Annotated in this window: 14 protein-coding genes; 11 read left to right on the top strand and 3 right to left on the bottom strand. The window is 66.4% G+C overall.

The features are described from left to right. Nucleotides 1–6 precede the first annotated feature (6 nt). The gene (locus tag LIX00_RS12320; protein ID WP_227353484.1) at nucleotides 7–1,128 is read left to right on the top strand and encodes a site-2 protease family protein; all 1,122 of its coding nucleotides are present in this window, start codon (nucleotides 7–9) and stop codon (nucleotides 1,126–1,128) included. Nucleotides 1,129–1,151: 23 nt separating this feature from the next. Here LIX00_RS12320 and thiL read toward each other — a convergent pair whose 3' ends face one another. After that, a complete protein-coding gene (thiL, locus tag LIX00_RS12315) occupies nucleotides 1,152–2,024 on the bottom strand; it encodes a thiamine-phosphate kinase (protein ID WP_227353483.1) in 873 nt (290 codons plus the stop codon). A 79-nt stretch (nucleotides 2,025–2,103) separates the two neighbouring features. Here thiL and LIX00_RS12310 point away from each other — a divergent pair, with 79 nt between their 5' ends. Together LIX00_RS12310 and LIX00_RS12305 are read left to right on the top strand one after the other, a co-directional pair. Next, on the top strand, nucleotides 2,104–3,138 hold the full coding sequence (locus LIX00_RS12310; RefSeq protein ID WP_227353482.1) for a lysylphosphatidylglycerol synthase transmembrane domain-containing protein: 1,035 nt from the start codon (nucleotides 2,104–2,106) through the stop codon (nucleotides 3,136–3,138). A 220-nt stretch (nucleotides 3,139–3,358) separates the two neighbouring features. Continuing rightward, nucleotides 3,359–3,814, top strand: a complete 456-nt coding sequence (locus LIX00_RS12305) for a 30S ribosomal protein S19e (protein ID WP_227353481.1) — start codon at nucleotides 3,359–3,361, stop codon at nucleotides 3,812–3,814. Here LIX00_RS12305 and LIX00_RS12300 read toward each other — a convergent pair. After that, on the bottom strand, nucleotides 3,805–4,272 hold the full coding sequence (locus LIX00_RS12300) for a VOC family protein (RefSeq protein WP_227353480.1): 468 nt from the start codon (nucleotides 4,270–4,272) through the stop codon (nucleotides 3,805–3,807). The genes LIX00_RS12305 and LIX00_RS12300 overlap by 10 nt on opposite strands. Nucleotides 4,273–4,552: 280 nt before the next feature. On the opposite strand from LIX00_RS12300, the gene LIX00_RS12295 reads away from it, so the two are divergent. From LIX00_RS12295 to LIX00_RS12275, 5 genes are all read left to right on the top strand, one after another. Next, entirely contained in the window at nucleotides 4,553–4,894 is a 342-nt protein-coding gene (locus LIX00_RS12295; protein WP_227353479.1) for a DNA-binding protein, read from the top strand. A 1-nt stretch (nucleotide 4,895) separates the two neighbouring features. Next, nucleotides 4,896–5,495, top strand: a complete 600-nt coding sequence (locus tag LIX00_RS12290; protein WP_227353478.1) for a DUF7411 family protein — start codon at nucleotides 4,896–4,898, stop codon at nucleotides 5,493–5,495. 145 nt (nucleotides 5,496–5,640) lie between these two features. After that, nucleotides 5,641–6,432 (top strand): tRNA pseudouridine(38-40) synthase TruA, encoded by a 792-nt coding sequence (gene truA, locus LIX00_RS12285; protein WP_227353477.1) that lies wholly within the window; start codon nucleotides 5,641–5,643, stop codon nucleotides 6,430–6,432. Nucleotides 6,433–6,483: 51 nt separating this feature from the next. Beyond that, nucleotides 6,484–6,696, top strand: coding sequence for a hypothetical protein (locus LIX00_RS12280; RefSeq protein ID WP_227353476.1), 213 nt, complete (start codon nucleotides 6,484–6,486; stop codon nucleotides 6,694–6,696). Nucleotide 6,697: 1 nt separating this feature from the next. Continuing rightward, nucleotides 6,698–6,949, top strand: a complete 252-nt coding sequence (locus LIX00_RS12275; RefSeq protein WP_227353475.1) for a hypothetical protein — start codon at nucleotides 6,698–6,700, stop codon at nucleotides 6,947–6,949. Here LIX00_RS12275 and LIX00_RS12270 read toward each other — a convergent pair. After that, nucleotides 6,946–8,304: a M28 family peptidase gene (locus LIX00_RS12270; protein ID WP_438267045.1), complete on the bottom strand. Its 1,359-nt coding sequence runs from the start codon at nucleotides 8,302–8,304 to the stop codon at nucleotides 6,946–6,948. The two genes, LIX00_RS12275 and LIX00_RS12270, sit on opposite strands and share 4 nt — an antisense overlap. A gap of 76 nt (nucleotides 8,305–8,380) precedes the next feature. Here LIX00_RS12270 and pepF point away from each other — a divergent pair, with 76 nt between their 5' ends. The 3 genes from pepF (at nucleotide 8,381) to LIX00_RS12255 (ending at nucleotide 13,182) form a co-directional block, all read left to right on the top strand. Continuing rightward, nucleotides 8,381–10,171 (top strand): oligoendopeptidase F, encoded by a 1,791-nt coding sequence (gene pepF, locus LIX00_RS12265; RefSeq protein ID WP_227353474.1) that lies wholly within the window; start codon nucleotides 8,381–8,383, stop codon nucleotides 10,169–10,171. A gap of 173 nt (nucleotides 10,172–10,344) precedes the next feature. Continuing rightward, the gene (gene pan2, locus LIX00_RS12260; RefSeq protein ID WP_227353473.1) at nucleotides 10,345–11,565 is read left to right on the top strand and encodes a proteasome-activating nucleotidase Pan2; all 1,221 of its coding nucleotides are present in this window, start codon (nucleotides 10,345–10,347) and stop codon (nucleotides 11,563–11,565) included. A gap of 324 nt (nucleotides 11,566–11,889) precedes the next feature. Continuing rightward, nucleotides 11,890–13,182: a phosphoglucose isomerase-related protein gene (locus LIX00_RS12255; RefSeq protein WP_227353472.1), complete on the top strand. Its 1,293-nt coding sequence runs from the start codon at nucleotides 11,890–11,892 to the stop codon at nucleotides 13,180–13,182. Nucleotides 13,183–13,229: the final 47 nt, after the last annotated feature.

Genomic DNA, 13,229 nt, shown 5'->3' with positions numbered 1-13,229 from the left:
GAGTGGATGGATTCGACCGAGCCGCCCGAGGCAGGCCCTTCGCTCGAACGGTTACGCTCGGTGTTTCGGGTGTACGACGTTCGAACCGACGGCGAGCAGTTGGTGTACTACGGCGAACCGCTGGTGCCACAAGACCAACTGATGAAGACGGTGTGGCCGCTCTTCCGCAAACAGGGCTACGAAGTCGCGCTCTCGACCCAGATGGGCGAGTACGCGCTCGTCGCCGAACCCGTCACGCTCGGCCCGGACGGTATCCCGTGGAAGAACGTCGTTCTGTTCCTCGCGACGGTGCTCTCGACGCTGTGGGCCGGCGCGTCGTGGTACCACGTCAACCCCGTGACGAACCCGGTCGAGGCGATGCTAACGGCGTGGCCGTTCACGCTGGCGGTTCTCGGCGTCCTCGGAACCCACGAACTCGGTCACTACGTGATGAGTCGCTACCACGGGGTGGACGCGACGCTTCCGTACTTCATCCCGATGCCGACCCTCATCGGGACGATGGGGGCCGTCATCCGGATGAAAGGCCAGATGCCCGACCGGAAGGCGCTCTTCGACATCGGCGTCTCCGGACCGCTCGCGGGTCTCGTGGCGACCGTCGTCGTCACGGCCATCGGACTGACGATGGAACCGGTGACGGTCACGCAGGCGACCCTCAACAGCGCGAACACCATCCAAGTGGAGTTCGGCTATCCGCCCCTGTTGAAGGCCATCGCGTCGGCGATGGGCGAACCGCTCAAGTACGACAACCCGGCCAAGTCCGTCAATCCCGTCGTCATCGGCGGTTGGGTCGGAATGTTCGTCACGTTCCTGAACCTCATCCCGGTCGGTCAACTCGACGGGGGACACATCGTCCGGGCGATCATCGGCGAACGACAGGAGAGCGTCGCGGCGCTCGTCCCCGCCGTGCTGTTCGGACTCGCGGCCTACGTCTTCTACGTCCTCGACGTGAGCAACGCGACGGTGCTGTGGGTCATCTGGGGCTTCCTCTCGATGTTCTTCGCCTACGTCGGACCGGCGACGCCGATCAACGACGGCGAACTCGACATAAATCGAAAGCTGCTCGGCCTGTTCACGTTCGTGCTCGGACTTCTCTGTTTCACCCCCACGCCCATCGAGATAATTCCCTGACCGGTGCTCGACCGGACCGCCCGTCACCCGTGGGTGTACCCGCGGTCCGGAAGCGGTTCGCCGTCCATCGTCACGCCCGAGTCGGTGACTTCCCCGACGACGGAGAGCGGGGTCGGCGACGCCTCGCGCGCGTCTGCCACTCGCTCCTCGGGTAGGGTGACGACGAGTTCGAAGTCTTCGCCGAAGAAGACGGACAGTTCGCGCTCGTCGTCCGCGTCCTCGGCTACTTCGCGAACGCTCTCCGCGACCGGAATCGCGTCACCGTCGAGCGCGAACCCGCAGTCGCTCGCTTCCGCGAGTTGGTGTACCGACCGCGCCAGTCCGTCGCTGGAGTCCATCATGGCGGTCGCGTGCGGAGCGAGCGCCCGCCCCGCGGCGACCCGCGGTTCGAAGCGAAAGAGGGCGTTCGCGCGCTCGATTTCGCCGTGCTCGAACAGGCGGAGGGCGGCGCCGCTCCGTCCGAACGTTCCGGTCGCGCACAGTGCATCACCCGGGCGCGCGCCCGACCGCAGGACGGGGTCGTCGGTCCGTCCGAGCACCGTCGTCGCCGCCGTGAACTCCGCGGTGGTGTCGAGGTCGCCGCCGACGTACCGCGCGTCGACCGATTCGCACGCGTCGCTCGCGCCCGCGACGAACGCTTCGAGTTCGTCCGCGACGAACTCCGGGGCGGCGTAAACCGCGACGGCGGCGACCGCCTCCGCACCCATCGCCGCGACGTCCGATAAGGAGGCACCGACCGCGCGCCATCCGGCGGTGTATCGCGTCGTTCCCGCGGGGAAGTCGGTCGTCGCGTGTAGCATGTCGGTCGTTAGCACGTGTCCGTCCACGACCGCCGCGTCGTCGCCCGCGTCGGCGAGTTCGCCCGCTAGCAGTCTGAGCGCGGCCCGTTCGTCCATACCGGCTTTCTATCACGCCGGGAAAAAAGCCGAACGATCTTCGCTGGCTTCAAGCGGTGGGCCCGATATTGGCGAACTGATGCGTCTCGACTTGGGTGACCTGCGGACGATAACCGTCGGCTTCGTGGCCGCGGTCGCGGTCTTACTCGTGGTCTTCTCGCTCGTCGGTATCGAGCGCGTGGCGTCCGCGCTCGCGGTGACGGACGGTCGCGTCGTCGCGCTCGTCTGTTTCGTCGCGCTCGCGTGGCTGTTCTCGTGGGCGATGTCGCTCCGAACCGTCCTCGGTAGCCTCGGCGTTCACGTTTCACCGCTTCGAGCGTTCCTCCTCTACTCGGGCGCGACGTTCGCCAACAACGTGACCCCGTTCGGGCAAGCGGGCGGCGAACCGTTCGCCGCCTTGCTCATCTCGCGGACCACGGACGCCGAGTACGAGACGGGCCTCGGCGCCATCGCCAGCGTCGACGCTATCAACTTCGTCCCGTCCATCTCGTTCGCGCTGGTCGGCGTGGCCTACTACGCGACCGTACTCACGCTCGGCGACACGGTAGAGATGGTCGCGGTTACCATCGTCGCGCTGGCGATGGCGGTGCCCGTCGCCGCCGTCGTCGGGTGGCGAAACCGCAGTCGAGTGGAGTCGAGCATCGCCGCGAGCATCGTCTCCGTCGTGGACGTCGTCGCGCGCATCGTACCGACGGTGAAGCCGACGACTCGCCCGGCCGTCAGACGGCGGATTCAGGGATTTTTCCGCGCCATCGAGCGAATCGCGGACGACCGTCGGCGACTCGCGCTGGCGTTGTTCTTCTCCGCGCTCGGGTGGTTCCTGTCCGCGGTGTCGCTGTGGCTGTCGCTCTACGCGCTCGGCCACCCCGTCTCGTTCGCGGCGGTGCTGTTCGTCGTTCCCATCGGAAGCATCGCCGGGGTCGCGCCGCTCCCGGGCGGACTGGGCGGCGTCGAGGCGGCGCTGGTGCTCCTCCTCGTTCCGATCACGGGCGTGACGGCGGCGACCGCGGGGGCGGCGGCGGTCATCCACCGCGGGGCGACGTACTGGCTGCCGGTGATGTTCGGGTGGACGGCGACGGTGATGCTGGAAGCGGACAACGCGAACGGGGACTAAGCGCGGTTGCGCGTTCACTTCCGCGGTTCCGACTCCCCGTTTTCGACGTCGTCGCTCGATCGCTCGGGACGCGGCGTTCGGCCGCGGGATGGTGACGAAGTTTCGCGGCGTCTCCGCGTCCGCGACTCGGGTCGAGAGACCGCGAAAGGAAGCGACGGCGACCTGCCCCGTCGAACTCCGTAACGATGGCTTTAAACGCCACCGCAGGGAAATCAGTCGTATGACGACGCTCTACGACGTTCCGGCGGAAGCGCTCATCGAAGCGCTCGCCGACGACCTCGAAGATCGATTCGACCGACCGGACTGGGCCGAGTTCACCAAAACCGGCGCGCAGCGCGAACTACCCCCGGAGCAGGAGAACTTCTGGCACATCCGCGCCGCCAGCCTCCTGCGAAAGGTCGCCATGAACGGGCCGATCGGTGTCGAGCGCCTCTCGACCGAGTACGGCGGCGGAAAGAAGGGCTCGACCCGCTACCGCGTCGCGCCCACCCACCGCGCCGACGGCAGTAAGAAGATCATTCGAACCATCCTCCAGCAACTCGAATCGGAGGGACTGGTGCAGTCGAGCGAGGCCCGCGGTCGCGAGATCACCGCCGAGGGTCGCAGCCTCCTCGACGACACGGCGGGCGAGGTCCTCGCCGACCTCGACCGACCGGAGCTCGAACGCTACGCCTGACCAGGCCGTTTCGTTTTTCGTTCGTTCTTTCGCGAGCAGTACGGGTTCGATTCCTTCGACGCGAACCCGTTACGAGCGGTTAGGTATCCCGTCCACCTTTCGGTGAGTTCGACGAGTCGACCGTCCGGATCTTCCAAATATGCCGACCTCTCCCGGTCGTAGTCATCCGGTTCTCGAAACACGGTCAGGCCGCTTTCAACCGATGCGGCGAACGACTCGCCGATGTCTTCCACGGCGAAGGCGAGCGCCGTCGAGACGGAGCGAGGACTCCAGTGGTCTTCGCGAGGCGGGTCGCTCTCCGCTTCGTCGTACGCCTCGTGGACGAGAACTTCGTTGCCCTCCACGTCGAAGATCGCCGTCGAATCGCTAGCTGATTCCGACTCTCCGAGGAGGCGTTCGTAAAACGTCGACGTGATCGGTACGTCCTCCGTGAAAAGCGCTATCTCGAGTAATTCCATAACGCCGTGTCGAATAGTAGAAAGAAGTGGTTTTTGATAGTTCGGGTGAACCGCCCGCGAACCGGCGTTCGAGACGCGGAACGCACATTCGAAGAACGCAGTTGCAAGGGACATTCTCGCGATTCCCGGTGAGGGGAGTAGAGAAGGTACCTCCCCGTACCCATCGCCGAGCGGTGTTTCCATTCTCGGCGTATCCGATATCGGACCGTTTTTTCCGCCCCGTCGAAACGGTGTTCTCCGTAATTGTTTTTGGTCATGGCCGGTAAGCAACAGATAAGGCATGAGTGGTAGTCCCGACGACGACAGACTCGAAGAGCTTCGAAAACAGAAGATGGAGGAGCTACAGGACCAACAGCAGCAAGAAGAGGCCCAGCAGCAGGCCCAACAGCAGGCCGACGCGCAGAAACAGGCGCTGCTCCGCCAGTACCTCACCGACGGCGCGCGGAAGCGACTCAACTCCGTCCGGATGAGCAAGCCGCAGTTCGCCGACCGAGTGGAACAACAGGTGCTCGCAATCGCCCAGAGCGGGCGAATCAACGGCCAAATCGACGAGCAGAAGATGAAAGAGATACTGCGCGAACTGAAGCCCGACAAGAAGAGCTTCAACATCAAACGGCGCTGAGATGGAACTCGGACTCCTCTACAGCGGAGGAAAGGACTCGACGCTCGCCGCCCTCTTGCTCGCCGATTTCTACGACGTGACGCTCGTCACCGCCCGCTTCGGCGTCACGGACGACTGGAAGTACGCCCGCGACACCGCCGAGGCGACGGGTTTCGACTTCGAGACGGTCGAACTCGACCGGGACGCGGCCACCGAGGCGGTCGAACGGATGGCCGAGGACGGCTACCCGCGAAACGGTATCCAACGGGTACACAGCCACGCGTTGGAAACCGTGGCGGGCATGGGCTTCGACGCCATCGCGGACGGAACGCGCAGGGACGACCGCGTCCCCACCGTCTCGCGCGCGCAGGCCCAGAGCCTCGAGGACCGCCACGGCGTCGACTACATCGTCCCGCTCTCCGGTTTCGGGCGCGGGGCGGTCGACCGCCTCGTCGCGGCCACCCTCGACGTGGAGTCCGGTCCGAGCGACGAGATACGCAAGGCCGACTACGAGGCGGAACTGCGCGCCCTCCTCGCCCGCGAACACGGCGAGGAAACGGTGGACGAGGTGTTCCCCGACCACGAACAGACCTACGTTACGGGGTTCCTGACGCGCGGATGACGCTCCGTTCGACCGCGACTCCGGACGACGCTTCGCGACTTCCGCGCTCACTCGCGCCCTACGATCCGGTACACGCGCCCGACGACTCCCGTTCTCCCCGGTAATCCCACACAAACTAAAGGTCGCCCTCCTCTATCACAGTGAGATGCGCGCCTTCCGAGTCGCCTACGACGGTCGCCCGTTCCACGGCTTCCAGCGCCAACCGGACGTTCCCACCGTCGAGAACGCACTGTTCGACGGCTTGCGCGCGCTCGGTGTGGCCGACCGCGCGCCCGACGGGTACGCCGCCGCCGGTCGCACCGACGCGGGCGTCTCCGCGGTCGCTCAGACCGTCGCGTTCGAGTGTCCCGACTGGCTCACCCCCTCGGCGCTCAACAGCGAACTTCCCGCCTCGGTTCGAGCGTGGGCCAGCGCCGAGGTCGTTCCGGAGTTCCACGCGACCCACGACGCCTACTTCCGGGAGTACGTCTACCACTGCTACGCGCCGCGGGCGAACCTCGCGCTGGCGAAAGACGCCTGCGAGCGACTCTCCGGCGAGCACGACTTCCACAATCTGACGCCCGACGTCGAGGGTACCGTGCGCGACCTTCGAGTCCGCGCGCTTCGAGACGGCGAGTATCTCGTCTTCACGCTCCGCGCGGGCGGGTTCGCCCGCAACCTCGTCCGGCGCGTCGTCTCGCTCGTCCGCGCAGTCGCGACCGGCGACGCGCCGATCGCGAAGGTCGACCGCGTGCTCGCGCCGGAACCCGTGGACGGACCGGAGGGCGTCCCGCCCGCGCCGGCCCACCCCCTCGTGCTCGCGGACGTTGGCTACGACTGCGAGTTCTCGGTGGACGAGGACGCGGTAGAAAGCGCGCGAGAAGTGTTCGACGGTCTCCGAATCGAGCGCCGAACGCGGTCGCGGGTGGCGGGCGAAATCCGAGGGCGACTCGAATAGATTTATAATCGACAGCCGCACAACCATTTCTATGGTCGACGACGGTCTCCTGTGGGAAGTGACGATAGACGTGGCGGTCGGCGCGCTGGCGTTCTCGTTCGGTGGCTCGGCGCGGCTGTTTCCGCGCAGTTCGGAGAAATCGGGATCGTCCTGTTCGTTCCCTTCTACGTCGTCTCGCTCGTCGCCGGCGCGTACTTCGTCGTTTGCGGACTCGGAAAGCTCGTGGAGGACGTCGTGCGGCGAGAGATAACTCACCGAAGTTAACGTGAGCCGAATCGAACTGACCGACGACACCGACTGGCTCTGGCGGTCGACCGTCTACGTTACCCTCGGCGTGATAGTCGCCTTCCTCGGTTCGGGAGTCGTGGCCGTCCTCGTCCTCGCGCTCGACACGTTCGGCGTTTTTCTGTCGCTCTTCGTCTCCCTCGCGTCGCTGTTCTTCGGCGTCTACCTCGTCCTCCGCGGACTCGCCATCCTCGTCGGGGCAGTCGCGGACGGAAAGCGAATCGAAACCTAGTCCCAGTCTTCCGGCCAGATTTCCGCCGCCCGCATCCCCTCCTCGTACTCGTGCTCCCGGAGGTTCGCGGCCACGTCGTCCGCTTCCTTGCGCGGAATCACCTCGCGCGAGGCGACCTCCCGAATCAGGAGGGCGGCCAGCATCGCGTGCTCGCGGAGGTTCCGGTCGTCCACCTTGTCCCGCGTGTCGGCGTGGGTGTGCCCCCAGCCGCGTCCGCGCGCGCCGGGTGCGGTGAAATCCCGTTGACTGTGTAGCTGGAGCGCCGGAACGCCCCGTTTCAGGAACGGCCAGTGGTCGCTGAAGGGATGGACGCCCTCCTGGAGCGCGATGGGCTGGTTCGCCTCGTCGGCGACGGTCTCGACCACCGACCGCATCGTCTCGGAGTCGTGGGTGAACGCTCGCATGTCGCGGAACCGTCCCGCGCCGTCGACGTTCACGACGGCGCGAACCCGCGAGAGGTCGAGCGAGTCGGCCAGCGCCTCGCTCCCGAGGAGACCGACCTCCTCGCAGCCGACGCCGGCCACTCGGACGCGCGCGTCGAGGTTCATCTCCGCGAGCAGGTGGGCCGCCGCCACGACGACGGTGATGCCGCAGCCGTTGTCGAGCGCGCCCTCCGAGATGTCGTGCGCGTCGTGGTGCGCCACGACGACGATTTCGTCGTCGGTCTCCGGGCCGAGTTCCGCGACGGCGTTGTGGCTCGTCCCCGCGGTCGTCTCGGCGTCGACGGTGAGCCTCGCGGTCGCGCCCCGGTCGGCGTACTCGGTCAGCCACGCGCCGGTCTCCTCGCTCACGCCGACGCCCGGAATCGCGGTTTCGTCGCCGAAGGTGAGCGAACCGGTCGGCGGGAGCTGTCCCGGAACGTGGTTGTGGAAGACGAACCCCTCCGCGCCGGCCGCGGCGGCGTAGCCGAACTTCTCCATCCGGTGGATGAAGCGACTGCCGGCGGGCGTCGTCGTGCTGGCGACGGCGATCTTCCCGGCGACGTCCTTCTCGTCGATTTCGTCCGGCATGCCGTGTCCCACGTCCACCAGTTCGCCGTGCGCGTCGCCCGCGGGCGAGTAGGGGAGCGCGATGGTCTCGAACGAACGCTCGACCGGGTCGGTGACCGCGAGCCTCGCCGAGCCGCGACTCCAGCGGTTCATCTCGAACGATTCGGTGCGGACGTTTCGCGCCCCGGCGCGTTCGAACCCGTCCGCGACCAGTTCGGCGGCCCGTCGTTCGCCGGGATGGCCCCCCATTCGGTCTTCGAGTTCGGTCAGCTTCGTCAGAAACTTCCACGGGTAGTCGTCCCGCCACAGCTCGCCGAGTGCGCCGTTTACCGCGTCGGTCATGTTCACCACTGTGTCGCCATCCATCAAAAACCTCCGTCCGGCGGCGAGCATCGTTCCGGAATATCAACGTTTACGGTGCGGCTGTCCTTATGGGCGTGGTATGAGTTCTGTTCCCGAACGAAGCGATATCGACGCGCAGTACAAGTGGGATTTAGAGAGCATCTACGCGGACGACGACGATTGGGAGGAAGCGTACGAGGCGGTCGAGGAGCGACTCGGCGACCTCGAAGCCTACGAGGGGCGGGCGACCGAGGACGGCGAGACGCTGCTCGAAGTGCTCCAGCTTTCGGACGAGATCGGGCGCGAGGTGTCGATGGTGGCCTCCTACGCCCGGATGCGAAGCGACGAGAACACCGCCGACCAGGAGTATCAGGCGCTCACCACGCGCGCGCAGTCGCTCGCGTCGCGCGCCCAGAGCGCGGGGAGCTTCATCGAACCGGAGATCCAGTCGCTCGACCGCGACGAACTCGATCGGATGGTCGAGGAGACGGACGGACTCGAGCAGTACGGCCACTTCCTCGACGACGTGATGCGGACGAAAGAACACACCCGCTCCGCGGAAATCGAGAACCTGCTCGCGGAGTTCGGCGAGGTCACGGGCGCGTCGGGCGAGATCTACAACATGCTCTCGAACGCCGACATGACCTTCCCGACCGTCGAGAAACCCGACGGGGACGCGGTCGAAATCACCCAGAGCAACTTCGTCAACCTGCTCAAGAACCCCGACCGCGAGTTCCGACGAACGGTGTACGAGGGGTACTTCGACGAGTGGAGCGACGTACGAAACTCGGTCGGCGCGGCGTACAAGAACAGCGTCAAATCGGACGTGAAGTACGCGCAGGCCCGGAACTACGACACCGCACGCGAGGCGGCGCTGGACGGCCCGAACGTCCCGCCCGAGGTGTACGACAACCTGCTCGGCACCGTCCGGGACAACCTCGACAAACTCCACCAACACGCGGAACTGAAACGCGAGAGCCTCGGCGTGGACGAGCTCAGGATGTGGGACCTCTACATGCCGATGACCGACACGGAGAGTCCCGAGTTGGACTACGACCGAGCGGTCGAGTACGTCACCGAGTCGCTGGGCGCGCTCGGCGACGACTACCGGTCGCGCGTCGCCGAGGGCATCGAGTCGCGCTGGATCGACGTGTACGAGACGGAGAACAAGCGGGCGGGCGCGTACAGCGGCGGCACCTACGACACCCAGCCGTTCATCCTGATGAACTATCAGGACGACATCGCCTCGATGTACACCCTCGCGCACGAACTCGGCCACTCGCTCCACTCGCAGTTGACGAGCGAGACCCAGCCCTACGTGTACAGCGGGTACGAGATATTCGTCGCCGAGGTGGCCAGCACCGTCAACGAGTCCCTGCTGACCCACCACCTGCTGGAAACGGTGGACGACCCCGACTTCCGCCAGCACGTCCTGAACGAGTATCTGGAGCGGTTTCGCTCGACCCTGTACCGACAGACCCTCTTCGCCGACTTCGAGTATCAGGCCCACCAGGTCGTCGAGAACGACGAGGCGCTCACGCCCGACCGGTTGGACCAAATATACGGCGACCTGAAGCGGGAGTTCTACGAACCGGCCGTCGTGGACGAGCGAATCGAGCGCGAGTGGATGCGCATCCCGCACTTCTACCGCGCGTACTACGTCTACCAGTACAGCACGGGCATCAGCGCCGCCGTCGCGCTGGCCGACAAGATTCTGGAGGAGGGCGAGCCCGCCGCCGAACGCTACCTCGAGTTCCTCCGCAGCGGGTCGCGCGAGTACCCGCTCGAACTGCTCGAAGGAGCGGGCGTGGACATGCGCTCGCCGGAGCCGATTCAGCGCGCCCTCGACGTGTACGGCGACCACCTGGACGAGATGGAGGCGCTGATCTGAGATAGTCGGGGACGACGCTCGGGAACGGTCGGAGACGGCGAAATCGGAGAATTCCGCCCTCGGAGGGCCGAGATCGCTCGAAAACCGTGACCGGCGAACCGCTTCGCGCCGGCATCTCGTTCCTCCGCGACCCAAAGGCACTTTTAATGTGGCGACGTACAAACGAACAAGAAATGTCGCGCAGTCCATCCGTTCCTGATCGACCAACGCTCGAACTCGACCCCGACATGTCCGACGCGGAGCGTCTGTCGGCGCTCTTGGAGCACTACACGGACATCACGAAGGTCAACGAGAAGCTGAAGGAGCGCGTCGAGGCTGCTGGCGAACGCAGAGAGGACCTCGCGGCGGAGGTCGACCGCCTCCAGCGCGAGAACGAGACGCTGAAGACGACGTCGCTGTACGTCGCCACGGTCGAAGACGTGACAGACGACGGGGTCATCATCAAGCAACACGGCAACAATCAGGAGGTGTTGACCGACGCCGCGGTCCAGCTTCGAAACGACGTCGACGCCGGCGACCGGGTCGCGGTCAACGATTCGTTCACCATCGAGACGAAGTTGGACACGGAGAAGGACGCGCGAGCGCAGGCGATGGAGGTGGACGCCTCGCCGGCGGTGACCTACGACGACATCGGCGGCATCGAAGAGCAGGTTCGGGAGGTCAGGGAAGCGGTCGAGGAACCGCTCGTCAATCCCGAGCAGTTCGAAGCGGCGGGTATCGAACCCCCGAGCGGCGTGCTCCTCCACGGCCCGCCGGGCACGGGGAAGACGATGCTGGCGAAGGCCGTCGCCAACCAGACCGACGCCACGTTCATCAAGATGGCCGGGTCGGAACTCGTCCAGAAGTTCATCGGCGAGGGTGCCCGCCTCGTCCGCGACCTGTTCAAACTCGCCTCGGAGCGCGAGCCGGCGGTCATCTTCATCGACGAGATAGACGCGGTGGCGTCCCGACGGACCGACTCGAAGACGTCGGGCGACGCCGAGGTGCAGCGCACGATGATGCAACTGCTCTCCGAGATGGACGGCTTCGAGGACCGCGGCGACATCCGCATCATCGCGGCGACCAACCGCTTCGACATGCTCGACAAGGCCATCCTGCGCCCGGGTCGGTTCGACCGCCTCATCGAGGTCCCCAACCCGGACGAGGAGGGCCGCCACCGCATCCTCGAAATTCACACCCGCGACATGAACATCGCGGAGGACGTGGATTTCGACCGACTCGCCGACGAGACTGACGGCTTCAGCGGGGCCGAAATCGAGAGCCTGACGACCGAGGCCGGGATGTTCGCCATCCGCGACGAGCGCACCGAAGTCTCGATGACGGACTTCGAGGACGCGCTGGAGAAGATAGAGGACGGCGATTCCGCGGTGCCGAACCTGCGGTACGCCTACTAATACCGGCCTATTTCTGCTGTCAGGTGCCGAGACGCGACGCGCGTCTCGGCCTCCTTCCCTGGAAAAAGCTCGGCCAAAAGCAGTTCGTCACCCCCTCAATCGTGGCCAGCGGACGCTTCGCACTCCTTGGAGGGTGACACGGCCCGCTCGCTCCGTTCGCGGATGGTGTGCTACCCTCTACCGACGCGTCGCTCGCCGATTTCCGGCGGCCGTGTCACCCGCTGGTTGCCGACGGCCGTTTCGTCTTCCGAATCGTTCGAACCCCCGCCGAGACGTCGCGCCGAAGAAGGTGGCTTTTTGCCCCCCGGCGGTGCCGACTCTCGTATGCGAGTAGACCTCGGTAACGCCCTCGACACCGTCGCCGCACCCGGCGTCTCGCGCGACGCGCTCGACCGGCTGGACGAGCGCGTCGCCGACGCCCACGAGCGAATCGAAGCCGGGCGCGAGAATCACGAGCACGGTTACGCCGCGTTGAACCTGCCGGAGACGACCGACCCGGACGAGATTCGAACCGCGGTCGAATCCTTCGCGGACGCCGAAACGGTGCTGACGGTCGGCATCGGCGGGAGCGCCCTCGGTGCGGCGACGTTGGCCCGCGGCCTCGACTCCGACGTGGACGCATACTTCCTCGACAACGTCGACCCGGAGCACGTCTCCGGGCTGCTCGACGGCATCTCGCTCGCCGACGCCGCGGTCAACGTCGTCTCGCGCTCCGGCACGACCGCGGAGACCCTGGCGAATTTCCTCGTCGTCCGCGACGCGATGGAATCGGCGGGCGTGGACTGGACGGAACGAACCTTCGTCACGACCGGCGAAGAGGGCAACCTCCGCGCCCTCGCGGAGCGTCACGACCTGCCCGCGCTCGACGTTCCCGACGGCGTGCCGGGTCGGTTCTCGGTCCTCTCGACGGTGGGATTGGCGTGCGCCGCGATTCAGGGTCACGACGTCGACGCGGTGCTCGCCGGCGCGCGGGACGAAGCCGACCGCCTCGCGGGGTCGCTGTTCGAGTCGCCGGCCTACGCCTACGGCGCGGCGTGCTACGCGCTGGACGAGCGCGGCGCGGGCGTCAACGCGATGATGCCCTACGCCGAATCGCTGGAGACGTTCGCCGAGTGGTTCGCGCAGTTGTGGGCCGAGAGCCTCGGCAAGGACGGTCTCGGTCAGACGCCCGCGAGGGCGCTCGGCGCGACCGACCAGCACTCCCAGCTTCAGTTGTACCGCGCCGGGCCGCGGGACAAGATGGTGACGTTCGTCCGCCCCGCGGACCGCGACGACCGAGCGATTCCGGAGACCGACCTGCCCGGATTGAGGTATCTCGGCGGCCGGAGCCTCGGGACGCTCCTGGACGCCGAGTTCGACGCGACGGAAGCGAGCCTCGCCGCGTCCGGGCGACCGAACGTCAGGGTCGAAATCGACAGCGTCGACGAGCGCGGACTCGGCGAACTCTGCTACGGGATGGAGGCGGCCTGCGTCCTCGCGGGCGAACTGTACGGCGTCGAAACGTTCGTCCAGCCCGCGGTCGAGTGGGGCAAGCGCGCGGCCCGGGGCCTGCTCGGCGGCGGCGACTTCGAGGAGGCCGAGGCGGTCGCCGAGAAGACCACGCTGGAAGTCGAGTAACCGCGTTCACAAAGCATTTACCGGACGGGGAAGATGGTCGATTGTCT

It is taken from the genome of Haladaptatus salinisoli, assembly GCF_020614375.1.
Classification (GTDB): Archaea; Halobacteriota; Halobacteria; order Halobacteriales; family Haladaptataceae; genus Haladaptatus; species Haladaptatus salinisoli.
This window is presented reverse-complemented; position numbering and strand designations above follow the sequence as displayed.